The organism is Pseudoalteromonas carrageenovora IAM 12662 (genome assembly GCF_900239935.1).
In the GTDB taxonomy this organism is placed as follows: Bacteria; Pseudomonadota; Gammaproteobacteria; order Enterobacterales; family Alteromonadaceae; genus Pseudoalteromonas; species Pseudoalteromonas carrageenovora.
Genome location: NZ_LT965929.1, coordinates 154,175 through 177,671, shown reverse-complemented (window position 1 = coordinate 177,671; position 23,497 = coordinate 154,175). Strand labels below are relative to the sequence as shown.

Sequence of the window (23,497 nt, the reverse complement as noted above, 5' to 3'; positions counted from 1 at the left end):
ATAAAATGCTTTATTGTCTTAAAGACAAAAGTGATTCGCATTTTCCCTTATATATAAGCAAATTAAAACAAGTAATAATAACCTTAACTTATCTACACGCTTTAATTTATTTAACGCCAATAGTTAAAGCTTAAAACCAAAGGCTACATTATGATTACTTTGCACGGCTTCGCAGCTAGTAACTATTACAACTTGGTTAAGCATGTACTTTTACACAAAGAGCTGCCATTTAATGAGCACCTTATATACAACAACGACGAGCAGTTTTTAGCTATAAACCCTATGGGAAAAGTACCGGCTATAACCACCGCTGATAGGCTAAATATTGCAGAGTCGAGCGTTATTTGCGACTACCTTGAAGAAACCTACCCAAGCAACACGCTATACCCTGAAGATTCAGCCGAGCGTGCTTTTGTTCGCCAAATTATGAAAATAAGTGAGCTTTACTTTGAATTGCCAAGCAGACGCTTAATCCCGTATGTATTTACAGGCTCCCCTGCACCTGAACACGTAAAAGACGACATTCGCAAGCTATTAACGCGCGGTGTAAACGCTCTTTGTGAATTAACGCATTTTTCGCCGTGGATAGCTGGCGAACAATTTAGCATGGCAGATATTTACGTTTACTACGTAAATACAGTGGTTAACGCATTCACGCCAAAAGAGCTTAATTGGGATGTACTGGCCGAAATCCCAGGTTTGAAAGAGTGGCAAGCAAAGATGAGTCAATCGACTATTGCTCAGCAAATAGAGGCAGATCGCCAAGCAAATATGCCTGAGTTTATGCAAAAGGTAACAGCACAAATACTGGCAGCTCAAAGCAAGTAATTAAGCTATACGCTACCCATTCTCAATTTATAGGAACACTCTTATGACAGATAAAAATATCCAACTAACTTCAACTATCAGCGAAGACAATAAACTTACACTTGCCTTAAAAAACATCGAGATGCCAAAGCCAAATGCCGATGAAGTAGTTATTCGTATTGAAGCTGCACCATTAAATCCATCAGACTTAGGCGTTTTATTCAGCGCAGCTGATTTGTCTACTGCAAAACAATCGGGTACTGATGAAAACCCCGTAATTACTGCTGATGTTCCAGCTCAATTTATGCCATCACTTAAAACACGTGTTGGTAAAGCAACACAAGTAGGTAATGAAGGTGCAGGCACCGTAGTGGCTGCAGGCTCATCGCCAGCCGCACAAGCATTAATGGGCAAAACAGTGGCTGTTATTGGTGGCGGTACGTACCGTCAATTTATATGTGCCAATGTACAAAGTTGCCTAGAGTTAAAAGAAGGGACTACCGCTAAAGAAGGTGCATCATCTTTTGTTAACCCACTTACCGCACTCGCCATGGTAGAAACCATGCGCGCTGAAGGCCATAAAGCCATTATTCACGCCGCAGCGGCTTCTAACCTTGGCCAAATGCTAAACCGTATTTGTATTGCCGATGGCGTTGATTTAATTAACATTGTACGCAAACCACAACAAGAAAAGTTACTGCGCGATATGGGTGCTAAATACGTTGTAAACTCAAGCAGCGACACTTTTCTTGCTGACCTAACAGCTGCAATAATTGAAACCGGTGCAACTATCGCATTTGACCCTATTGGTGGCGGCCAACTAACAAGTGACATACTGAACTGTATGGAAGCGGCAGCTGCGCGCGATATGAAAGAGCACAGCCTATATGGCTCAGACACGTTTAAACAAGCATATATTTATGGTGCGTTAGATCGCGGGCCTATTACACTTAATCGTAACTTTGGCTTTGCTTGGGCTGTAAACGGGTTCTTGTTATTTAATGCTTTAGGTAAATTAGGCACAGATACAGTAATGAAAATGCGCAAACGCGTTGCTAATGAAATCACCACTACATTTGCGAGCAACTACACGCACGAAGTGTCATTAGCTGAGGTATTACATTTACAATCAATCGCGGCTTACTCTAAACAAGCTACCGGCGAGAAGTACTTAATTAAACCTCAAGCTTAATTAAATATTCTTCGTTAAAATTAAAAAGCAGATGCTAATTAAGTATCTGCTTTTTTTACGTTTAAATACACGCCCCCTATTATTGTGAGCCTTGCAGTTAACGCGTCCTTAAAGCTCGTCACAAAACCATCATAAAAATGTAATTTACTGAATTTTTACACATTGTTTGCACCTTTTATTCTTATAGTTTATCCACTTTAATAAAATAATAAGCGTGCATACATGAATATAAAACCTTTTATATTTTATTCAGTTATTGCCTCTACTACATTATTGTATGGCTGTGGCGGTACTGAGCAAACAACCGATAGCAGCACAGAGCAAAGTACTGACTCATCATCAACAATCACGTCAACTGGTTTAGTTATTAACGAAATTGTCGCAAGCCCAAGCGATACCACCTACGATTGGATTGAGCTATACGCCACTGAAGATATAGCCGACTTATCGGTATTTTCACTTGTTGATGATAACGCCGACAGAGAGCCTCAAGCTCTGCCCGCAGTATCGCTTTCCCAAGGTGAGTTTATTGTTATTCAAGCCATTGATGAAACCGATACACCGCCCGATAACGGTTATTACGTCACCTTTAAACTAGGTAGCGACGATGCGGTTACGTTATACGAGGACGGCACTGCTATCTCTGTACTTGATTGGGAAGAAGGCGAAGCCGCTGAAGGCTTTAGTTACGGCTTATACACCGATGGCACCGGCACCGCGCAAACACTAACGCCCACAGAGGGCGCAGCTAACCAAACAGCAGATACCTCAACACTTGTTACAACGCTAATTGCTGAAGATGCCCCACTGCGTATAAACGAAGTATTAGCAAAAGATAGTAGTGGCGGCGAGGACTGGATAGAGCTTTATGTAACAAGCAGTAGCGATGTTTATTTAGCAGACTACACCCTAAGTGATGACAATAACGAACAGTTTGCTCTACCCGATATTACGTTATCGCCGGGTGAGTTTTACCGTATTTACGCAAGCACCGATGATTTAGGCGATCTGCCAAGCGTTGCGTTTAAATTAGGCTCAAGCGATACCGTAAGCCTTTACAGTAACAATGTAATTATAGAGCAGTTATCGTGGAATAAAGGCCAAGCGCTGAGTGGTTACAGCTATGGTCGCTACCCTGATGGCAGCGATGCAACTGCGGTACTCACTCCAACAGAGCTTAGCTCAAACAGCCAAGCAACCCACGGGCCACTCGTTATTAACGAAATAGTGGCAAGCGCCGCAGACGATGGCAACGACTGGTTTGAGCTATACAACAACAGCGCAAATACAATTAACTTAGCCAACTACCAAGTTATTGATGAAAGCGACGACATAGACCCCGTTACCCTGCCCGACATAGATTTATACGCGGGTGAATACATAACTATTTATGCCACCGACGAAGACCCAGGCACTTACTACGTCCCGTTTAAACTAGGCAAAGAAGACGAGCTAAGCTTAATACTCAACGATGAAGTAATTGACTACATTGACTGGGATGAAAGTGATGTAGCCACAGGCTTTAGTTACGGCCTAAGTAGCAATACAGGCTTTACTCATGCGTTTTTAACACCTACCCCAAGTAGTGAAAATACAGTTGCAACCGCCTTTACACCCACAGCGGTTAATACGCTTTCTATTACAATTACTGACGAAAACTGGCAAGACATTCTAGATAACCCACTTGATGAGGAATATCACGAAACCGCTATTACCTTTAATGGTGTAACACTTGATAGCGTTGCTATTCGCACTAAAGGCGGCTCAAGCTTAAGCAGTGTTGCCAACTCTAGCAGCGACCGTTACAGCTTTAAGGTTGATATTAACGAATATGTGTCGGGGCAAAAGTTTTTTGGACTAAAAAAATTCACACTACAAAACTCGTTTAACGACCCGTCGTACATGCGTGAAGTAATCGCCTACGAGCTAATGGATGAAATGGGCGTACCAACGCCTGAGCATGCTTACGTTAACTTTTATGTAAACGGCGAACTATTTGGTTTGTATTTAATGGTAGAAGCCGTAGATGGCGAATTTGTTGAAAAACACTTTACCAACAGTAATGGCGATTTATACAAGCCAGATGGCACAGGCAGCGATTTATTATGGCTAGGTGACGACATACAAAGCTACACCGATATAAACCTGCAAACCAACGAAGACACCACAGATAACGGCGCCTTTATTAACTTTGTAGAATCGCTCGATAAAGGCGAAACCAGCGCCATAGAAGTAGACACACTTTTACGTTATATGTCGGTTAGTACTTCACTGTCCAATTTAGATAGCTACCACGGCCCGCTTGCACATAACTATTATATTTACGATGACGATGGCGTATTTAGCATTTTGCCGTGGGATTTTAACGAGTCATTCGGCACATTTAACATGGATTGTAATAACGTAGATGTAAGAGAGCTCTACATTGATGAGCCAGTAAGCGGCGCATTAAGCGAGCGCCCGTTAATTGCTAATGTCTTTGCCGAGCAAAGCAACCTAGACACGTACCACAGTTACTTAACACAGCTTATTAATGGCTCACTTTCAAGTGACACATTTAACGCACGCGTAAATGAAATAGCCGATTTAATTCGTGAGCACGTACAAAACGACCCAACTAGCTTTTATGGCTCAACCTACTTTGAGCAAAACCTTACCTCTACAACGGGGCAGTTTTACGGCTTAACGTCTTTTATGCAGTACCGCGTAGCAAATATGGTCGCGCAGATTGATGGCACATTGCCCTCAGCGGGTGATGGCAGCGGATTTTGCGCTAGATAAACAGCCCATCCTTTGCGCAGTGCCAGCACGCTGGCACTGCACTCTGTAACTTTGCAATTTAATAATCTGAGAAAATTATGACAATTCAAGCACGTTTTAAGGATGAACTTTTTGAAAAGGATACTTCAATCTCACCAGTAGCAATTACTGCAATAAACTCTAAAAATAAGCAGGCTCAACCTGAAAAGCCAAATGCTGATGGCTCATTATCAACATTAATTAACGAGTTACTCACCCCATTTGAAGGCTACGGGTTAAACGATCTTAATAACGCTAATTTAATGAACCGTGTAGACAGTAAGTTTATGCTACCACTGTCGTTTTTACCTGAGCTACTTACTCATATACAAGGCCAGTACCGTGTACTTGATATACAAGGTAAGCGTTTATTTTCTTACTATAATCAGTACTTTGATACGCCCGAACTTGATTTATATAAAGCCCACCATAACGGTAAGCTTAATCGCTACAAAGTGCGCCAAAGGCGCTACGTAGATACAGCCACCGAATACCTAGAAGTAAAACTAAAAAACAACCAAAGCCGTACGGTTAAAACACGCATCAAGCTCGAAAAAAACAACGAGCAAGCCCATTGTACTGCGTTTATGAAAGAGCAAATGAAAAACAGCTTTGCACATCTAAACGTAACCCAGCAAAGCGGCTATAACCGCATAGCACTAGCCAACGAAGAAAAAGCCGAGCGCTTAACGCTTGATTTTAACCTGTGGTACAACACCCCAAAAGGCGATAACAAAATAACACTACCGGGCTTTTTTATTGCCGAACTTAAGCAACGTAAAAAAACAAAACACTCGCCATTTTATAAGCTTATGAGCAAACACCACATATTCCCTGCCTCGTTTAGTAAATACTGCATTGGCTGTGCTTTGCTTTACCCCGAGCGCTTAAAAGTAAACCGCTTTAAACCTGTTTTAGCCCGCTTAAAACACCTTAACCGCACTAACCCACTATTACCTTTAGAGAATAATTAAAATGACCAAATTAGATCTTATTTTTCTTTCCCGCTTTTTAGTTAACATCCTATCGCTGGCTGTACTTTGCTATGGCTGTTACTTTCGCATAAGTAAAAATGCAGTGGTGGCAGGCTCGTTTATTTTATTTGGCGTAGGCGTTTTTATTATTACCTTTTTGCTGCACGGCGTTGATATGTCGATGGAATTTGCATTTGGCCTATTTGCCGTATTTACCATGCTAAGGTACCGCACTGAGTCTATTTCGATTAAAGAAATGACTTACTTATTTCTCGTTACTGCCATTGCTTTACTGACCTCTGTAGGGCAAATGAGCTTAATTGAGCTAAGCATTCTTAACGGCATAATTTGCTTAATTGCCTTTTTGATTGACTCTAGCGTATTTGTAAAACGCTACGAAGTACAAAGCGTTTGCTACGAGCGCATAGAAAACATAACCCCGCAAAACCAAGCCACACTCATCCATGATTTAAAACAGCGCACAGGGCTAAACGTAGTTGCTGTAGATATAGAACACATCGACTTTTTAAGAGACGTAGCGCAACTAAAAGTAAGTTACTTAGCCGAAAAACAAACAAAGGCAGCCTAACATGACCTCTAAACAAACGATTACTTATGCGGCACTTTCAGCACTTTGCTTTGTAAGTAACGCAAGCTTTGCCAAAATTAACGACGATATAGACCTAAGCGGCTATATCATGCTCGACTACAACAAGTTTGATACCTCATTATTAGAGGGGCAATACGAAAGCAACGACTCAGAAAGTACCTCTGAAATACGCCGCGCACGCCTAAGTTTTAAATCAGACATCAGCAAAGACTGGAAAAGTAAATTTCAACTTGGCTTTGCCGATGGCGAAACCGAAATAAAAGACGCCTACTTAGAATACTCTGGCTGGAAATATGCCGATTTAACCATAGGCCAACAAAAAGAAGGCTTTGGCCTAGAAAAACTAACCAGCTCTCGTAATTTATTAATGCTCGAACGAAGCATGATAAGCGAAGCGTTTTCGCCAGGCCGTAGCTTAGGTATTAGCCTATCGGGAGACATAGCCTCAGTAAATTGGCAACTAGGTTATTACGAGCCCGATGAAGACGAAGCAACGTCTGCTATTACAGGGCGCGTAGCTTGGGTGCCATGGCAGCAAAACACCAACCTTTTACACCTAGGCGTCGCATTTAGTGAGAGGCAGTACGACGGTAACGAATTTAGAGTGAATGAACCTCTTGAAGTTTATACCGCCGACTCATTAATAGAAGGCGATAAAATTAATGCCGATAGCCTCTCGCAACAAGGCGTAGAGCTACTATGGCTTAAAGATAGATTTACCATGATGGCCGAGTGGCAACAAGCACAAGTAACCAGTATTGAAAATACAACCAATGATTACGAAGGCGGCTATTTGCAATTTGGTTATCAGCTATCGGGCGGATACCGTAAGTATAAAAACGCAAAACTAGGCGCAAGCTCAGAGCCAGGCTGGGAAATTACAGGCCGCTACAGCCTACTTAAGCTCAAGCAAGAAAACCAAGACGCAAAAACCTACGCCCTCGGCGTTAACTACACCGTAAACAAGAATATAAAGTTTATGGCCGACTACATTAAAGCCGATTACTACGAGGCAGGCGGTACTATCACATCGGGCAATGCAATCTCATTAAGGCTGCAGTATTCGTTTTAATACGTTTGGTGTTTCGTAGGTTAGCCTAAACCTGTGTTAAACGTAACGTTTAACACAGGGCTTATTTTAATAGAGCTGTTATAAACTCTCTAAAGGTTACTTATCAGGCTTGTACTTATTCCACTAATTACAGTGAGGGATTTAAGTTTACCTGTTCACTAATTAATATCGTTCAATAAAAATGAACACCAGCATTTAGTGAACAAAAGATGGACAAGGGCTAATACAGGCAGCTATCGAAAAACTAAACTTGCAAACGAGTTTAGGCACAAAGTATGAAACTTTTAAAAAAGAGTGTACTGAGGGCGAACTCGCTTTGCCTGATGTTAAAAGCAATGCATAGTAAAAACGCTGCCCATGCCGAATCACTCTTAATTGCTTTGTTAGCTGCGTTTCAAAATTGGCAATACTTCAGGTATTTCAGTATCTAGCATTTTCAAAACGCTTTTAAAACCATGTATAGGTAACCACCCTAATTTGTCACATGCAGATGATGAATCATATACGCGATCTAAGCTTTGAGGTAGTTGCCAATCTCTTTGTTTAAATGCTAGCGCGATGTCAGGACATTGACGCTCGATGACAGATGCAGCATCAGTATATAGAGCTTCACAATCAGAAAGTTGAAAAGGTGTAGCGCCTGAGATTATAAAACGATTAAAACCACTTAAGCGTTTTTCCACAGAACATAAATGAGCGTTTGCTACATCACGAGCATCTATGCCACGAGTAAGGCGAAATACTGCCATTAAATCCGCAGGTTCAGGAAAACATCTCGACATTTGCAGCACAGTAACTGGAAGCTGAAACAACTTTGAAATTTCTTCTAGCTTAGCTTCAGCCGCAATTTTACTTTTATGATAAATCGACTTGGGTTGAGGTGTGACGTCTTCATTTATCCAACCTGCAATACCTTTAGGTGTTGAAGCATAGCCGTACAATGCAGTAGTGCTGGTAAAAATAAAGTGCTTAATACCTGCTTTTAATCCAGCCAGAGCGAGTTTCTCGGTCGCGTCTACGTTGATAGACTGAAACTCTGAATCAGGTACTAAACCAACATGTGGAGCGTGAAGAGCCGCTGTATGAATGATGACATCAACATTTTTAAGAGCCCGATCAATCAGATCACTATCAAGAATATCACCAATGTAATCGGCTGTTGAGCAAGGCGTTTTATCAATGCCGACCACGTCATGGGTGCGCATTAATTTAATATAGATTGCACGCCCGACTCTACCGGCAGAGCCTGTTACTAAAATTCTCACTATGACACCTTACTAATGATTGACCTCAAAGCAGCTAACGCCCTATTAAGGGGAAATTTATTGTTGGCTAAAATATTGAACGGAGTGAAAATAGCCGACTGTAAATTTTCCATCTTAAACGGCTTGTTATATACCGTAATCACGTTCCACTTTAGATATACGAACCTTAAATGTATCGTACCAAGACTTACGACCAATTTTTTGGGCTTCCAAGTGCTCAGAGTTATCTTTCCAATTTTTAATTGAATCTAAGTCTGCCCAATAAGAAACCGTTATACCTACATCTTCTCTTGCTGATTCCATGCCCAAGAATCCAGACTGCTGCTCTGCAAGCTCAATCATCCTATTTGCCATTTCACCATAACCATTATCACCTTCTGTTCGTATGGAAGTGAAAATAACAGCAAAATATGGAGGTTTCGGTGTATTAGCGATAACTGACATTGATGCTCCTAGGTATATAACGCTTACAATAAGCGGTTTGACGGCGCTTTTCCGGCAAATCCGTCTTGATTGTTTTGTTAGGTAACGCTGTCATGACATCCAATGTAACTCTTTAATTTTGCGCCAAATATATAAGCTAATGACAAGCTAACTATTTGGAAGGGAATTAGTAAAAATCCACCTACTAAGAAAGCTTGTAATAAGTATCCATCCAAAGCACCACTTACTAAAAAGTAACCCAGAAAAAGTGAATTTACGATTAAGACTATTATTGCTTTTGCATTTGGAAATTTCGTTTTAAACAGTAGACCTATTGATACCAGAAATATCAGCGATGTAACCAAGTATGATAAAACGAAAATTTCTGTGCCCATCTCTAGTTACCTAACAATTTAATAGTGCGCTCATCGCGCATATTTCTGCCGACTTAACGCTCACTTATCTACTTTATATAGTTTTAACAAATTACCTAAGGTATTACTATCACTAAGTTTTCTAAAGTTTTTAGGTAAAGTTAAATAATCCAATTTGCGCGCAGCGCTCATTTTCATGAATATATGCACAAAGCGCATTTAACCAATCAATTAACGACGATATTTAGCCAATCTCAATGAGCGGTTATCACTGATAAACGCCTTACTACATTTTTAACATCAGATAGCTTAGCTTTCAGAACATTCTTTTAATACGAGTTTAAACAATAAACGCTATCCATACCGTATTAAATCAAGAAAAATACAGTATGGAATATTAATTTAGGATCTTTATTTGGTGTTTTAATCAGTTTAAGCCTAAAACTAAATTCCAAACCTTATGAGAAAAACCCAAATAAGGAACAGCAATACCATTACTACAAGCTTTGCCACATAGGGCTCTTTATTCCAGACGTGTGACAAACCATTCAAGCTTGGAACAAGGCTTTATATAAGGCGAGGCTTTGATAAGTAAATTTCCAATAGGAATTTGGAATTATTTCCCATTCAATGCTGGAATTAAGCTTATTTCTCAATTAACGTTGGAAGGGATCACCCGTACGTTGCTAGCCACTCAAGTACAGTAAAGGTTTAAGGATATAGTTAACTTGATAGGCGTACTCTGGCAAACTTCGCTAGTGCGACATCAGCAGGCACTGGTAAACCTCTAAGTATAAAGTCAAAATTTGACTCCTTTGACCCAAAAATTGTTGGCTAAAATAGGCGACGTAGGAGCAAAAGCCCACTGTTTTTAGTCCTTGTTGATTTTCTTGTTAGTATTCTTTGCTTTAATAATGAATTTCATAGCGCCTAAATGAAAAAAGGGGAACATAACATATGCGAGCAAAAGAGAATCAAAAAACAGTATCCAATGAAAAACTACAGCCTTCTCTTCGGAATTACAGAGATCGCGAGATAATATCTCAAAGCAAACTCCATCAGGTGAACCTAGAATATAAACTCCGATTACAAAAAGTACTAAAGCGATCAAAACTCTTTTGAACATTTCAGCTTTTAACTTTTTGCTAGCCTTGACTCTCAGCTGAAACCTCCTTGAATACAACACCCTGTTAACAGGCAAAAAATGGTTGGTTAAAATAAGCGACGAGGGAGCAAAACCAACTATTTTTGTCCTTGTTTAATTGTTTGTTAGGTAACATTTACCACGTTAGCCTTACTTTTTGACTGCCATAACCAAATAGAAGAACCAATACAGAAACCTAGAAACAATGTTTGAAGTTGTAAAGCAGAACTATCCGAAAGAACGTTTAATGAATAAAAAGCAACAGAATTAATTGCTACGTCGCTAAGCATTATAACCAGTGTTAACACCAAACCAGCGTTACGCCATTTAACTAACAAGTAAACAGCCACAATATCTATAACAGCCAACGCTGTCCAATAAATATTAACCCATTCAGGAGCAAATTTATAAGGCAAGAATCCATAATATAAATTATCAAATATGTGAGTTGCACCACCTATAAATAGGCTGAAACACAAAACGAAAATTACTACTCTATCCATGAGTCTATACACCTGATTTGTTACCTAACGCCGCATTAAACGGACTAAAATAGTGGGTTAGAATGTGTAGCGAAGTGAAACGTAACCCACTGTTTTAGTTTCGTTTAAATGCCTTTTTATGTATTTCCTGGGCAAAATATAGTTATCGATTTTTAATACTTTCCCATATCTCGGTAGAAGCCTCTTTATGAGTATACCTTTCGTTTGAACGAGCTGAATAATTGCCAACATTCCGGAAGAAATTTATCGTTTCTGATAAAGACTCAGCTCCTTGAGATAGATAATCATTTACTTCTTGCTTCGTTAACTTATAAGTAGCAGTCGTTTCAGAATGCATACTTCCACTCAATTGTTGTATAAAATAATCACTATCGTTTTTACACAAACTCCAAAGACTCCCACCATCAATATAAATCATTAGTTAAACCTTTCTACTTAGAAACAACAGATACATAGACATAATGACTCCCACACGGTGTTAGCCTCCGCTTTTCGTGGGTTAGCTTAATTCAAAGCCAGAGCCATAATTAGTTTGTCAATTAACTAAACAGCAGAGGCTAACATGAACAAACATAGCATACTTTTTATCGGACTTGATACACATAAAGAATTCAATGAAGTCGCCTATATTGAAGAACATAGAGGCTCTCAACCTGTTCACCTTGGTCGATTTTCTTCTTCCAAAGTGGCCGTTCAAAAGCTTGTTCGTCAGTTTGAATCTAAATACCCTGGCGCAACGCTACACTTTGTTTATGAAGCAGGCCCTTGTGGTTATTGGATTTACAGATTAATCACAAGCCTTGGCCATTGCTGTTATGTGGTTGCCCCGTCTCTTATTCCTAAAAAACCAGGCGAGAAGATTAAAACCGATAAACGTGATGCCCTTAAGCTCGCTAAATTACTTAAATCTGAAGATTTAACACCTATCTATGTTCCCGAGCCTGAAGATGAAGCCGTACGCGATTTATCTCGCGCACGCGAAATAGCCATGGAAGATTTAAAAGATGCTAAATATCAATTAAAAGCGTTGATGCTTCGCAATAATATTAATTACAAAGGCACCGCAAATTGGTCACAAAAACATTTACGTTGGCTCACTGAGCTTGTGCTGCCACATCCCGCGCAGCACATTGTCTTACAGGAGTTTTTACAAACAATTACCGAGCGAATAAGCCGACTTGAAAGACTAGACAATGAACTAACACATCACGTCCATCAATGGCGTTATTATCCCGTTGTTAAAGCAATACAAGCAATGCGAGGTGTTCGCTTGTTGGTCGCCACCGGCGTTGTAGCTGAGCTTGGTGATTTATCGCGCTTCGACCATCCCCGTAAATTAATGAGTTATCTCGGTCTTGTACCCAGTGAACACTCGAGTGGTGGCAAACGCCATATTGGCGCTATCACAAAATGCGGAAACGGCCGAGCAAGACGCCTTCTCGTTGAAGGTGCACACACTTATCGGTATGCGGCAAATATATCGACAGATATGCAAAAACGACAAGAAGGTTTACCAAAGGACATTATTGATATTGCGTGGAAAGCACAACTTAGGCTCTGCAAGCGCTATAAAAAAATGATAGCCAAAGGGAAACACTACAACCTTGTTGTCACCGCAATTGCCCGAGAAATGATTGCGTACATATGGGCCATTGCAAAAGAAGTGGTACTTACGCCAGTGAACGCAAAACTTAGATTGGCAAGAGTACCCGCATGATAAACGAATTAGAGTTAATGCATGGGATCAAGCATCGGGTGTGGCACAACCACCGACGGCGTTAGGATGGCAATGCAGCTAACGCTGCATTGAACCACGAACATAGACTGAAGACAGGTGCCACGACGGAATAAGTAAGGTCTGCTCTGTTGCTAGAAATAGTAATAACCAACGAATATCAGCAAGATAACCGACGAAATTACTTGCTTCATCTTATGTATTAACTCGCTCTAATTCGAGCTAAAGTAATTATGACTTAAAAAAGTTAGGCAGGGATCAGTGCGTTTAACTTGACAGTGGGAGTCATACCAACGCCCACAGCAGGCGCATTTATGTAGGTGTTTTTTTATGCCAGCGTAGCGGCCGGCATAAAAAAAGCGCCGGAATAAATGTCGCACTGACTGTGTTTGTTAGGCAATTATTGCGCACGTACTATACCGCTCGAATAAACGGTGTTATTGGAAACCACTCTTCCGGAACTTCAGTTTCTAAACAGCTATAGTATTCTATATGATCCTCGTGCAATTTTGACTCTGTCGAAAGTATATATCTAATCTTTTCCCACACCTCTGGTTTTGGAGTCTCCAGCCCATGATACTCTTCAAAGCTACCCAAAATTAGAGCCATCAATGTGAAGCGTTCATCATCCGTGCTAGCAGAAGTTCTATAACAATTTATAAACTCTTCAATACGCAAGGCATCCGCACATTCAACTTCCCAATCCTGCATGAGCGGATCTTCATGTAGATTCAAAAGCTTATTGAATTTATTAATGGCTTCTCTAGCGGGATGTCTCATAAGTGCCTAACGCCCCAAGCAGGGGATTTTATGAGCGTTGTGCAGCGAGTAAAATTCCCGCTGACTTGGCTTGTTAGGTTGCTATTTACGGTGAAATTTAACAATTTCATCTCTTTTGCCATCATAGTACATAACCCCATTTTTATACGATTCATCAAACACTGCTTTGCTTCTTCGATATGTTGAAATGTGTTTGATATGAAAACGATACAATCCGGTTTTTATATCCAATTTATTCTCAGCTAGATAGTAATTATTCAAATCCTCGTTTTTGCTTTTAAGGTATTCCTTAGCCGCATCAAATGCCTTTTTTTCAAATTCAGCATTGGCATCAAATAATCCAAAATGAGTCAAGCCATCTGGGGGAGGAGTTATTATAGTTTTTGACTCTACTAATCCCGCCCATAAAATTAACAAGAAGACGATATATTTCATTTGCAACCTAACAATTTAATAGTACGCTCGTCGCGCATATTTCTAGCGACTTAGCGCTCATTTATCTACTTTATATAGTTTTAACAAATTACCTAAGGTATTACTAACACTAAGTTTTCTAAAGTTTTTAGGTAGAGTTAAATAATCCAATTTGCGCGTAGCGCTTATTTTCATGAATATATGCGCAAAGAGCAGTTTAACTAATCATATTTAGCCAATATCAATGACCTGTTATTGCTCATAAACGCCTTACTACATTTTTAACCTAAGATAGCTTAGCTTGTGGGGAACTCTTTTAATATGTGCTACAACATTCAACCGCAATGCATACCGTATTAAATCAAAAAAAATAAAGTATGGAATATTAATTTAGGATCTTTATTTAATGCTTTGATTAGTTTAAGCCAAAAACCAAATTCTATTCCCTATGAAGAAAACCCTATGAGAAAACCCAAATAAGGAACAGCAATACCATCGCTACAAGCCTTGCCACATATGGCTCTTTATTCCAGATGTGTGACAAACTATTCCAAAGTTGAATGAGAAAGAACATATAGCGATCTTTTTTGATCAAAATACAGCGATTATCCGATTAAGTGCAATTTGTCATAAAACTGCAATCAAAATAGGTGATAATTTAAACTCGAACTGTATTTTTTATAATCTAGAAGTTGAAGTAAATGAGCACACCAATGACGCAACTCACATTTGCGTTACAGTCTTTTGAAGATCCTCTCTCTGCGGCGATGGGTCATACAATGGAATACGAGCAATTAACCTTGCAAGCCAGTGCTATGCATGAAATTACGCTGCAATGCGTATTGCCCGACGACGCCCACGAAAACGATATTATTTCGCTGAGCGCAACGTATCCCAATGCGCGTGATGCGCAATACTTTAGTGAAAAAACACTCACTAACGCCGATTTAGAGCGTGGTTATGTGTATTTAACATTAAGTAAAATTACCCAAAGCCACTGCTTAGTAATGCAATTGATGCTGCATGGCTTAAATGCCACTTTAAAAAATAGTTTACAGTTTGATATGCAAGTAAATGCGTTTGAGGCTGGTTATAAAAATCAGCAAGCCCTTAAAAGCCAAGCTAAGCCCCATGGCGTTAAAAAATACTTTCGTAATATGAGCTCAAGTTTATTTTCGTTTTTTTAATGTGTTGGTATACAAACTCATAAAACCTTAATCAGCAAAGCTCACTTTACCCATAGTGACCCCAGCAATACCCTGCGCAGTATTATTTAGGTGCTGCTGCTCACCTGCTAGGCATTCGTTGGCTAAAATGGCAAATAGTACGGCTTCTTTGGCATCGGGGTTTATGCCTAAATCATCAGTATTTTCAAACGCTTTAATTGTCGGGCACAGCGCATTAAGGTGCGCCATTAATAATGGGTTATGAATACCGCCACCACTTGCGTACACCACACACTCTTTAGCACTTTGCGCGCATTCGTTTAACGCATTTGCAATTACCCTTGCGCTAAACATATTTAAAGTTGCCATTACATCTTCATGGCTTAAGTGCTGTGTATTTGTTTGCAGCTGAGCAGCATGCAAATACGCTAAATTAAATACTTCAGGCCCCGTTGTTTTAGGCAGCGCAAGCTCAAAAAAAGTGTTGCTACACATTGCATTTAATAAGGCTGTATTTACCTTGCCCGCTTTTGCTATTTTAGCGCCATCATCAAAGTGCATGCCTTCAAAATGCTGCTGTATGTACGCATCCATAATGGTGTTACCTGGGCCTATGTCGCTACTAAATACGCTATTTGCATCACCGCTTTTAGGTAAAAACGTTAAATTAGCAATACCACCCATGTTTAATAAAATGCGGTTCTCATTGTGGTTTGCAAAAAATAAGTAATCGCCATATACCGCAAGCGGTGCACCTTCCCCTCCTGCGGCTATGTGTTTTTGCCTAAAGTCACCAATCGTTGTAATGCCGGTAGTAACGGCTATTTGGTCGCTGTCGCCAATTTGTAATGTGCCATTAGTAAAGCTTTTATGATTATGCTGCGACTGTGGGCAGTGGTAAATTGTTTGCCCGTGACTGGCTATTACATCAATACTTGCTGGATTCACCTGCCAAGTATGTAAGCACTGATTAACCATATCGCCATGGAGTTTACCCACCCATGGATGCAGTAAGGTAATAAGTTCTAAATCACACTCTCGTTTGGCAAATACCTGCTTTATTTTACTTTTATACTCGTTGTTATAGTCAACGGTGGTAAAGTTCAGCACTTCAATTTGCGTATTTATACCTGCGCCCGTTACCTTACACAGTGCTACATCGAGCCCATCTAACGAGGTACCACTCATTAAACCTATAATTAAACGGCTTGGTTTTTGGGCACTATTATAAAGGGCGGCTATGTGTGGGTGCATAAAGGTATCTTAAACAGGTATCATATTTTGCTTATATTAGAGTACTTTAAAACAAAGTTATAGGCGTAAGCGGTTAATCTTTGTGATTGTGCAATCTATAATTGCTTGCTAAGTTGACCCGTATGCAACAGACACTTAATTAAAACAATGATCACCCTAAGAGACTTTAAACCAACAGACGCGCCACACATTATTAATACCTTAAACGATGAACAGGTTACGCGCTTTTTATCGTCTAAAATTCCATTTCCGTATACTCAAGCCGACGCCGACTGGTGGATAAACCAAGGCTCTAAAAGTGGGATTATTAAAGCAATTATTGTAAATGAGCAATTTGCAGGGTGTATAGGTATAACGCCCGGAGAATTTGAATATAGCCGCAGTGGCGAAATAGGCTATTGGCTTAATAGCCACTTTTGGGGGCAAGGTATAATGACACACGCTATTACAAAAATTTGCGATGACGCATTTAAAAGCTCAAACCTAAACCGTATTTTTGGCGCTGTATTTGCTGGTAATACTGGCTCTATAAAGGCACTCACTAAATGCGGCTTTAAAGCTGAAGCCGTTCTCAAACAGGCCATTTATAAAAATGGTGTGTTTTACGATAGCCATATTTTTAGCAAGCTAAAATAAACCGTTTAGAATAAATACTTTGCAAAGCTTGAATTACCAGCCTCGCGCCCAAAGCTCGTGTATTAAGGTACAAATATATATTCACACTACTTAGCGCGCATTATTGTTTAGGCTCAACCTGGTTTTAAACGCGTAAACATTCGCTAAGTAAATTCACTCTTAAGAGGAGATTTTTATGTCTGCAACTAGTCGTCAACTTACTTTAGCATCACGCCCGCACGGAGCCCCTACCGATGAAAACTTTGACCTTAAAACAGTAGATTTACCAGCGCTTAAAGATGGCGAGGTGCTGCTGCGCACCATATACCTATCACTTGACCCATACATGCGTGGCCGCATGAGCGATGCAAAGTCGTACGCCGATCCGGTTAATGTGGGCGATGTAATGGTAGGCGCTACCGTATGCCAAGTAGAAGAGTCTAAAAACGATAAATTCAGCGAAGGCGAATGGGTACTTGCCTACACCGGTTGGCAAAGTTACGCCATTAGTAATGGCGAAGGCTTAATGCAATTAGGTAAAGAGCCAGAAAACCCATCGTACGCACTGGGTATTTTAGGTATGCCTGGCTTTACAGCCTACATGGGCTTACTAGATATTGGCGCACCTAAAGAAGGCGAAACCGTTGTAGTAGCTGCAGCAACAGGGCCGGTTGGCGCAACCGTTGGCCAAATAGCTAAACTCAAAGGCTGTAAAGTAGTGGGGGTTGCTGGTGGCAGCGAAAAATGTACACATGCTGTTGAAAAGCTGGGCTTTGATGCCTGTATTGATCACAAAGCCGATGACTTTGCAGAGCAGCTAGAAAAAGCCTGTGATAACGGCATAGATGTTTATTACGAAAATGTGGGCGGTAAAGTGTTTGATGCCGTATTGCCTCTACTTAATACCGCTGCCCGTGTGCCACTGTGTGGTTTAGTATCGCAATACAATTCTACAAGCTTACCTGAAGGCCCTGATCGTATGGGTATGCTAATGGGGCAGTTGCTTACTAAACGTATTAAAATGCAAGGCTTTATAATTTTTGACGACTACGGCCACCGCTACGACGAATTTGCACAAGACATGCAAAAATGGCTTAAAGAAGGCAAAGTTCAATACCGCGAGCACATGGTTGAAGGTATTGAAAACACTGTAAGCGCATTTAACGATATGATTTGCGGCAAAAACTTTGGTAAAACAGTGGTTAAAATTAACGAACCACTTTAATAAATATTAAGGCGTTACAGCCTATGCTGTAACGCCAACAAGGACTGACATGATTAAACTACACCATTTAAATAAATCGCGCTCAAAACGTATTCTTTGGCTTTTAGAAGAGCTAGATGTTGATTACGAAATTGTTGCCTACCAACGCAATACAGAAACTTTTTTAGCGCCTGACGAACTTAAAAAAGTACACCAATTAGGTAAGTCACCAGTGATTGAAGACGATGGCTTAATTGTTACCGAATCTGGCGCTATTACCGACTACCTAATTACTAAATACGGTAACGGAAAATTTGCGCCAAAAGCAGGCACCGCTGAATATGTTGAATATCAACAATGGCTACACTTTGCTGAAAGCTCAGCTATTTTACCACTATTACTTAAAATGTTTGTTTTAAAAGATGGCGCTAAAACAGAGTTTTTAGAAAATTATGCCGACGCAGAAACCGTTAAAGTAATTAGCTATTTTAATGACCGACTACAAGGTAAGCGCTATTTAGTAGGCGACACCCTTACTGGTGCCGACATTATGATGTCGTTTATTGTAGAAATAGTTAAAAACTCAGGCCAACTTGCGCACTTTAAACACCTTGTAAAGTACGATGAGCAATTACAAAGCCACGAGAAGTTTCATACGGCTAATGAGCTAGAAGCTAAATACGACTAATTTTATACGCCTATGACTGTGGAAACACAGTCATAGCAAACATTTTTGCTGCTCTGTTTTATTTACACTAATTTGCTCAAGCGTATTAAAATTCAATTAAAAATAATTTATCTGGATCATTGTGCTGTAGAGTAAAACTCTAAAGTTCTCATTTTTAGTCAACCAATCGATAACCCACGGCCGGTTCAGTTAAAATATATTTTGGACTCGCAGGGTTAGCCTCTAGTTTTTGTCTGAGCTGTGCCACATGGACTCTCACGTATTCAGGACGCTCTACATACTGCGCCCCCCAGATATGGCTTAAGATTGCATTATGGGTGAGTACTTTATTTTTATTTTGAAACAGCAATAAGAGTATTGCGTACTCTTTTTTAGTGAGTTTTACCTCACCTCCAGAAGCAGTAACACTGTGCTTTTGCGGATCTATTTTTATATTCCCGCAGGTAAATGCCACACTCGGTTGGCTTTGGGTGCGTAATAAAACCCGAATTCGGGCTAGCAACTCATTCGCGCTAAACGGTTTAGTAATATAGTCATTTGCCCCATTATCAAGCGCTGTGACTTTTTCAACTTCGCCATCTCGAGCTGAGAGTACTAAAACAGGTAAGGCACTCCATTGTCTAAACTCAATTAACCAGTCTTGACCATCCATGTCTAAAAGGCCCAAGTCTAACAATACAAGATCGTAACTTTGCTCACTTAAACGTGCAAAGCCATCTAACCCTTTATCACAAATACTTAGCTCGTAGCCACTGGCTTGCAACAAAGTTTTTAAAAAGCTTTGAAGGGGGGGAGAATCTTCTAATATCAAGATTTTAGTCATTACTTTTTTCCCAGATTAACTTTGCGTACGCCATATTTGTTTCGTTATTAATTGTTAATGTAAATGTGCCCTGATGAAATTTAGCAACCACATCACAAATAATGCTGCCTAACCCAACGCCTTCATTGCTACTTGTTTGCGCTTTAGTGATCACGTTATTAGTGAGAATTAGCTGATAACATATCTTTTGCTGATTGCTACTTCGAGTAAATTCAACGCTCACCTTTTTATCACCATAACGCCATGCATTTTCGAGCATATTAGCCAGCGCAATTTCTAACAAAGCCACATCCCCTTCGCATGTTGTTTGAGCGTCTATATTGGTATTTATGACAAAATCAGTGAGTTGCTGCTGCCTTCTAGCTTTAGCTTCACTAAGTAGTGCTTGTAAGTTTATTGTTTGCCAACTTAGGTTTTCACCCATTTTATTAACTCGGCTTAACTCCATTACTTTATCAAAGTGCTCATTTAGTATTTTACTTTGCTCATAAATATTACTCGCTTGTTCTTTTATCACGATGTCACTGAGGGTAATCTCATCATCTGCAAGCATGCTCGATGCGCCCATAATAGTCGCCAGTGGTGTGCGTAAATCGTGAGACAAACTGCGTAAAAGTGCATTTTTAGCGCGCTCTAATTCCGCTTGCACCGAAATAGCAGCCGACTGTTGGCGTAATAACGTTTTTTCATGTACCTGATAAAGAAGCGAAATAGCGGTGTCAGCAAAGGATTTTTGCCCTTGCGTTAACCGTTTAGTAAAATTAAACCCGCCCCAGCTAGGGTTAACTTCACTAAGCAATATAAACTCACTATTGCCCTGCGATGTTGCAGGTATAAATGTACAAGATGCGTTTAAATGCTTACTGATGCGCTCTACAAAGTACTTTTTTTGTTCATCCAGCGTATCTAGACTGTTTAAGTCTTTGGCCAGTTCGTACAAGGTGCGACTATTACTCGCATGTAATTGCACATCCCTAACTTTAGTACTGAGCTCCCCTGCCAATTGGCTGATCACAAAGCCAACAATCAGCATAACCATAAAGGTTACTAAATATTCTATGTTTTCAATATGAAAAGTAAAATTAGGGGCAACAAAAAACCAATCTGTACACGCCACACTCACCAAGGTGGTTAGTATGGCAAGACGGCGATTACTGCGCACAGCAACCCAAGTCACCCATAATAACTGAAGCATCACGATATCGGTGGTAGTAAACCAGTTACGTACAGGGTAAATGGCAAAAACCACAATTAATGGCATTATTACCGACAAAAACAATGCTTTATACCAACGTGGTTTAGCCTCAGCCTGATTCATTAATTTTTCCTCTAACATTTGAGCACCTAGACTACTGCCTTTTCGAGATTGCCTCTATAAAGTTTTTATAAAGTTTTTTATCTAATTCGTTAAATCTTTATAAAGCTTTTAACGCCTACCTACATTGTTACTTTAATAACTCATATTCTAACTTCAGCAGAAGGAGTAATACGTATGTTGGGTTGGATAAAAATAGTGATGCTTACAGCCTATGTATTAACTGTTTATTGACCAAATGAACTTTACCACTTCTCTCTTTTAACTTTAATTTAGGTATCAACATGGCACATTTTACAGTGATCGGATTGGGTCGATTTGGCATTGCAGCAAGCCTTGAGTTAATTCATTTAGGGCATACAGTCACTGGGGTTGATAGTAACCCTAAACTAGCTGAAAAATATGTTGAGCATTTATCAGAAACCGTTGTTTGCGACTCCACTGATGAAGCCGCACTTAAAGAGCTTGATTTAGCGAGCAGTCAGGCAGTTTTAGTGGCGATTGGAGAAGACATGCAATCGAGCATTCTGTGCACCCTTGCATTAAAAAACCTAGCTGTTAAGCAAATATGGGTAAAAGCGAGCACCAAAGCCCATCACACAATTATTTCTAAGCTAGGTGTAACACGCATTATTCATCCTGAAGAAGAAATGGGCGTGCGCGTTGCACAAGCGCTTAATTACCCTGTAGTAAACGACTATATTTCCTTAGGCAATGGCTTATACGTTGTTGAAGTAAGTATAAAAGCGCACTTACATAAAACAAAACTAGGGCATTTACTTAAAGAAATAAAAGGTACTGTAAACCCATTATTGGTCAAGCGCGCAAAGCAAACGTTTGTCAAACTTGATGACGACTTTGAGTTACTTACCTACGACACTTTACTGTTATCAGGTAGCCGAGTCGAACTAAACTATCTTGCACCAAGGCTTTTATAATTATGGTTTTATGGCACCCTCTCAAAACACCTATAGATCGAAAAGCCAATGGGCATAAAAAACTCAATGCGGCTCCACCGCTTGTTCTCTGCTGTAGTTTTTTAATATTAATAACGCTAGGGGCCCTGGCGTTAAAACTACCTTTTGCAACCTATGCGCCTATTTCATGGATACAAAGTGCGTTTACAGCAACCTCCGCGGTGACTGTAACCGGATTAGTTGTAGTTGATACTGGTTCAGTATTTACTCCTTTTGGACAAGGCGTTATTGCGCTATTAATTCAACTAGGTGGTCTGGGTTTAATGACCTTTGCGGTTGTAACTTTAATGGCGCTGGGTAATAAAGTTGGCTTTATTCAAAAAACAGTGACCAAAGCAGCCTTTAATCAAACAGATACATCGACTTTGGTAAATACCGCTAAGTCTGTTTTGCTATTTGCGCTAATCGTTGAATCTGTAGGCATTATTATTTTAACGCTGTATTGGCTACCCGAAATGGGTTTACAAAAAAGCTTTTTCCATGCACTTTTTTATACTATTAGCGCTTTTAACAACGCAGGGTTTGCATTGAGCCCCAATAGCTTAATGCAATATGTAGAAGACCCCGTTGTAAATTTAACAATTACCTATTTGTTTATTATTGGCGGCCTAGGCTTTACCGTATTAACCGATTTATATAAATCAAAGCGTTGGGCTAAGCTCAGTCCCTACAGTAAATTAATGCTGATCAGCACTGTTATTATTAACGTTATTGCATTGTTGCTTATTTACGTAATTGAATACGATAACCCAAAAACACTGCAGCCGTTATCTGAAATAGGTAAATGGCTAGCAGCTTGGTTTCAAGCCGTTACCCCTCGTACTGCGGGGTTTAATACCATTGCTATTGAAGAGTTAAAAAATGCCAGTACCGCTTTAACTATGATGCTTATGTTTATCGGTGGCGGGTCTTTGAGTACTGCAAGTGGCATAAAGGTCGTTACGTTTATCGTTTTAATATTAGCAACCTATAGCTACTTAAGGCGTGACAAGGGCGTCACCGTGTTACGCCGAGAAATAGACAAATATTCAGTGTATAAAGCATTAGCCTTAACCGTTATTTCAGCGGGAGTCACTTGGTTGGCTATTTTTACATTACTGGTCGTTGAAGATGCACCTTTTTTAGATATTGCTTTTGAAGCGGTATCGGCACTGGGTACGGTAGGACTTTCACGCGGTTTAACGTCATCGTTATCACCGCTGGGGGAGTTTATCATTATGTTTTTAATGTTTATGGGCAGAATAGGCCCGCTCACTCTCGCCTACTTTTTAGCAAGTCCACGAAGTAAAAAACTAAGATACCCAAGCGCACAACTCTCTATTGGTTAAAAACACAAATGCGGGTTTATTAGTTAGTCCGTATT

Annotated in this window: 22 protein-coding genes; 13 read left to right on the top strand and 9 right to left on the bottom strand. The window is 40.1% G+C overall.

Annotated elements, in window-relative coordinates; translation table 11 throughout:
* Positions 1–150: 150 nt before the first annotated feature.
* The 6 genes from ALFOR1_RS17145 to ALFOR1_RS17120 all read left to right on the top strand — a co-directional run bounded on the left by ALFOR1_RS17145 (position 151) and on the right by ALFOR1_RS17120 (position 7,454).
* Positions 151–828 (top strand): glutathione S-transferase family protein, encoded by a 678-nt coding sequence (locus ALFOR1_RS17145; RefSeq protein WP_104643803.1) that lies wholly within the window; start codon positions 151–153, stop codon positions 826–828.
* Between the two features lie 43 nt (positions 829–871).
* A complete protein-coding gene (locus tag ALFOR1_RS17140; RefSeq protein WP_104643802.1) occupies positions 872–1,999 on the top strand; it encodes a zinc-binding dehydrogenase in 1,128 nt (375 codons plus the stop codon).
* 222 nt (positions 2,000–2,221) lie between these two features.
* Entirely contained in the window at positions 2,222–4,780 is a 2,559-nt protein-coding gene (locus ALFOR1_RS17135) for a CotH kinase family protein (protein ID WP_104643801.1), read from the top strand.
* A 77-nt stretch (positions 4,781–4,857) separates the two neighbouring features.
* Positions 4,858–5,772 (top strand): polyphosphate polymerase domain-containing protein, encoded by a 915-nt coding sequence (locus ALFOR1_RS17130; RefSeq protein WP_104643800.1) that lies wholly within the window; start codon positions 4,858–4,860, stop codon positions 5,770–5,772.
* 1 nt (position 5,773) lies between these two features.
* Positions 5,774–6,361, top strand: coding sequence for a DUF4956 domain-containing protein (locus tag ALFOR1_RS17125; RefSeq protein WP_039037236.1), 588 nt, complete (start codon positions 5,774–5,776; stop codon positions 6,359–6,361).
* Between the two features lies 1 nt (position 6,362).
* Positions 6,363–7,454, top strand: coding sequence for an OprO/OprP family phosphate-selective porin (locus tag ALFOR1_RS17120; RefSeq protein ID WP_058550499.1), 1,092 nt, complete (start codon positions 6,363–6,365; stop codon positions 7,452–7,454).
* Between the two features lie 383 nt (positions 7,455–7,837).
* On the opposite strand, the gene ALFOR1_RS17115 is transcribed toward ALFOR1_RS17120, so the two are convergent.
* From ALFOR1_RS17115 to ALFOR1_RS17100, 4 genes are all read right to left on the bottom strand, one after another.
* Positions 7,838–8,719 (bottom strand): NAD-dependent epimerase/dehydratase family protein, encoded by an 882-nt coding sequence (locus ALFOR1_RS17115; RefSeq protein ID WP_104643799.1) that lies wholly within the window; start codon positions 8,717–8,719, stop codon positions 7,838–7,840.
* A 126-nt stretch (positions 8,720–8,845) separates the two neighbouring features.
* On the bottom strand, positions 8,846–9,163 hold the full coding sequence (locus tag ALFOR1_RS17110) for an antibiotic biosynthesis monooxygenase family protein (protein ID WP_104643798.1): 318 nt from the start codon (positions 9,161–9,163) through the stop codon (positions 8,846–8,848).
* Positions 9,164–10,785: 1,622 nt separating this feature from the next.
* On the bottom strand, positions 10,786–11,163 hold the full coding sequence (locus ALFOR1_RS17105) for a hypothetical protein (RefSeq protein ID WP_104643795.1): 378 nt from the start codon (positions 11,161–11,163) through the stop codon (positions 10,786–10,788).
* A 142-nt stretch (positions 11,164–11,305) separates the two neighbouring features.
* Positions 11,306–11,581, bottom strand: a complete 276-nt coding sequence (locus ALFOR1_RS17100; RefSeq protein WP_104643794.1) for a hypothetical protein — start codon at positions 11,579–11,581, stop codon at positions 11,306–11,308.
* Positions 11,582–11,725: 144 nt separating this feature from the next.
* On the opposite strand from ALFOR1_RS17100, the gene ALFOR1_RS17095 reads away from it, so the two are divergent.
* Positions 11,726–12,880, top strand: a complete 1,155-nt coding sequence (locus ALFOR1_RS17095) for an IS110 family RNA-guided transposase (protein WP_104642378.1) — start codon at positions 11,726–11,728, stop codon at positions 12,878–12,880.
* A 432-nt stretch (positions 12,881–13,312) separates the two neighbouring features.
* Here ALFOR1_RS17095 and ALFOR1_RS17090 read toward each other — a convergent pair whose 3' ends face one another.
* Together ALFOR1_RS17090 and ALFOR1_RS17085 are read right to left on the bottom strand one after the other, a co-directional pair.
* Complete coding sequence (locus tag ALFOR1_RS17090; protein WP_104643793.1) at positions 13,313–13,678, bottom strand: hypothetical protein; 366 nt, start codon at positions 13,676–13,678, stop codon at positions 13,313–13,315.
* A gap of 81 nt (positions 13,679–13,759) precedes the next feature.
* Positions 13,760–14,113, bottom strand: coding sequence for a hypothetical protein (locus tag ALFOR1_RS17085; protein ID WP_104643792.1), 354 nt, complete (start codon positions 14,111–14,113; stop codon positions 13,760–13,762).
* 680 nt (positions 14,114–14,793) lie between these two features.
* On the opposite strand from ALFOR1_RS17085, the gene ALFOR1_RS17080 reads away from it, so the two are divergent.
* The gene (locus ALFOR1_RS17080; protein WP_173827079.1) at positions 14,794–15,279 is read left to right on the top strand and encodes a hypothetical protein; all 486 of its coding nucleotides are present in this window, start codon (positions 14,794–14,796) and stop codon (positions 15,277–15,279) included.
* 27 nt (positions 15,280–15,306) lie between these two features.
* On the opposite strand, the gene ALFOR1_RS17075 is transcribed toward ALFOR1_RS17080, so the two are convergent.
* Positions 15,307–16,512 carry an anhydro-N-acetylmuramic acid kinase gene (locus ALFOR1_RS17075; protein ID WP_104643790.1) on the bottom strand — a complete coding sequence of 402 codons (1,206 nt, stop codon included), beginning with the start codon at positions 16,510–16,512 and terminating at the stop codon, positions 15,307–15,309.
* Between the two features lie 147 nt (positions 16,513–16,659).
* On the opposite strand from ALFOR1_RS17075, the gene ALFOR1_RS17070 reads away from it, so the two are divergent.
* The 3 genes from ALFOR1_RS17070 (at position 16,660) to ALFOR1_RS17060 (ending at position 19,019) form a co-directional block, all read left to right on the top strand.
* Entirely contained in the window at positions 16,660–17,148 is a 489-nt protein-coding gene (locus ALFOR1_RS17070; protein ID WP_104643789.1) for a GNAT family N-acetyltransferase, read from the top strand.
* A gap of 175 nt (positions 17,149–17,323) precedes the next feature.
* Positions 17,324–18,352: an NADP-dependent oxidoreductase gene (locus ALFOR1_RS17065; protein WP_104643788.1), complete on the top strand. Its 1,029-nt coding sequence runs from the start codon at positions 17,324–17,326 to the stop codon at positions 18,350–18,352.
* A gap of 49 nt (positions 18,353–18,401) precedes the next feature.
* Entirely contained in the window at positions 18,402–19,019 is a 618-nt protein-coding gene (locus ALFOR1_RS17060) for a glutathione S-transferase family protein (protein WP_104643787.1), read from the top strand.
* A 154-nt stretch (positions 19,020–19,173) separates the two neighbouring features.
* On the opposite strand, the gene ALFOR1_RS17055 is transcribed toward ALFOR1_RS17060, so the two are convergent.
* Positions 19,174–19,842, bottom strand: coding sequence for a response regulator (locus ALFOR1_RS17055; RefSeq protein WP_008130878.1), 669 nt, complete (start codon positions 19,840–19,842; stop codon positions 19,174–19,176).
* A complete protein-coding gene (locus tag ALFOR1_RS17050) occupies positions 19,835–21,160 on the bottom strand; it encodes a DUF4118 domain-containing protein (protein WP_104643786.1) in 1,326 nt (441 codons plus the stop codon). Before ALFOR1_RS17050 ends, ALFOR1_RS17055 begins: the two co-directional genes overlap by 8 nt.
* 281 nt (positions 21,161–21,441) lie before the next feature.
* Between ALFOR1_RS17050 and ALFOR1_RS17045 the strand changes: the two genes are divergently transcribed.
* Positions 21,442–22,095 (top strand): potassium channel family protein, encoded by a 654-nt coding sequence (locus tag ALFOR1_RS17045; RefSeq protein WP_104643785.1) that lies wholly within the window; start codon positions 21,442–21,444, stop codon positions 22,093–22,095.
* Positions 22,096–22,097: 2 nt separating this feature from the next.
* Complete coding sequence (locus tag ALFOR1_RS17040; RefSeq protein ID WP_104643784.1) at positions 22,098–23,462, top strand: TrkH family potassium uptake protein; 1,365 nt, start codon at positions 22,098–22,100, stop codon at positions 23,460–23,462.
* Positions 23,463–23,497: the final 35 nt, after the last annotated feature.

Coding starts and splice junctions, on each gene's coding strand:
- ALFOR1_RS17070 (WP_104643789.1), top strand. CDS start 16,660: ATGATCACCCTAAGAGACTTTAAACCAACAGACGCGCCACACATTATT.
- ALFOR1_RS17095 (WP_104642378.1), top strand. CDS start 11,726: ATGAACAAACATAGCATACTTTTTATCGGACTTGATACACATAAAGAA.
- ALFOR1_RS17145 (WP_104643803.1), top strand. CDS start 151: ATGATTACTTTGCACGGCTTCGCAGCTAGTAACTATTACAACTTGGTT.
- ALFOR1_RS17040 (WP_104643784.1), top strand. CDS start 22,098: ATGGTTTTATGGCACCCTCTCAAAACACCTATAGATCGAAAAGCCAAT.
- ALFOR1_RS17060 (WP_104643787.1), top strand. CDS start 18,402: ATGATTAAACTACACCATTTAAATAAATCGCGCTCAAAACGTATTCTT.
- ALFOR1_RS17110 (WP_104643798.1), bottom strand. CDS start 9,163: ATGTCAGTTATCGCTAATACACCGAAACCTCCATATTTTGCTGTTATT.
- ALFOR1_RS17080 (WP_173827079.1), top strand. CDS start 14,794: ATGAGCACACCAATGACGCAACTCACATTTGCGTTACAGTCTTTTGAA.
- ALFOR1_RS17090 (WP_104643793.1), bottom strand. CDS start 13,678: ATGAGACATCCCGCTAGAGAAGCCATTAATAAATTCAATAAGCTTTTG.
- ALFOR1_RS17100 (WP_104643794.1), bottom strand. CDS start 11,581: ATGATTTATATTGATGGTGGGAGTCTTTGGAGTTTGTGTAAAAACGAT.
- ALFOR1_RS17065 (WP_104643788.1), top strand. CDS start 17,324: ATGTCTGCAACTAGTCGTCAACTTACTTTAGCATCACGCCCGCACGGA.
- ALFOR1_RS17105 (WP_104643795.1), bottom strand. CDS start 11,163: ATGGATAGAGTAGTAATTTTCGTTTTGTGTTTCAGCCTATTTATAGGT.
- ALFOR1_RS17055 (WP_008130878.1), bottom strand. CDS start 19,842: ATGACTAAAATCTTGATATTAGAAGATTCTCCCCCCCTTCAAAGCTTT.
- ALFOR1_RS17125 (WP_039037236.1), top strand. CDS start 5,774: ATGACCAAATTAGATCTTATTTTTCTTTCCCGCTTTTTAGTTAACATC.
- ALFOR1_RS17085 (WP_104643792.1), bottom strand. CDS start 14,113: ATGAAATATATCGTCTTCTTGTTAATTTTATGGGCGGGATTAGTAGAG.
- ALFOR1_RS17045 (WP_104643785.1), top strand. CDS start 21,442: ATGGCACATTTTACAGTGATCGGATTGGGTCGATTTGGCATTGCAGCA.
- ALFOR1_RS17050 (WP_104643786.1), bottom strand. CDS start 21,160: ATGAATCAGGCTGAGGCTAAACCACGTTGGTATAAAGCATTGTTTTTG.
- ALFOR1_RS17120 (WP_058550499.1), top strand. CDS start 6,363: ATGACCTCTAAACAAACGATTACTTATGCGGCACTTTCAGCACTTTGC.
- ALFOR1_RS17140 (WP_104643802.1), top strand. CDS start 872: ATGACAGATAAAAATATCCAACTAACTTCAACTATCAGCGAAGACAAT.
- ALFOR1_RS17130 (WP_104643800.1), top strand. CDS start 4,858: ATGACAATTCAAGCACGTTTTAAGGATGAACTTTTTGAAAAGGATACT.
- ALFOR1_RS17075 (WP_104643790.1), bottom strand. CDS start 16,512: ATGCACCCACACATAGCCGCCCTTTATAATAGTGCCCAAAAACCAAGC.
- ALFOR1_RS17135 (WP_104643801.1), top strand. CDS start 2,222: ATGAATATAAAACCTTTTATATTTTATTCAGTTATTGCCTCTACTACA.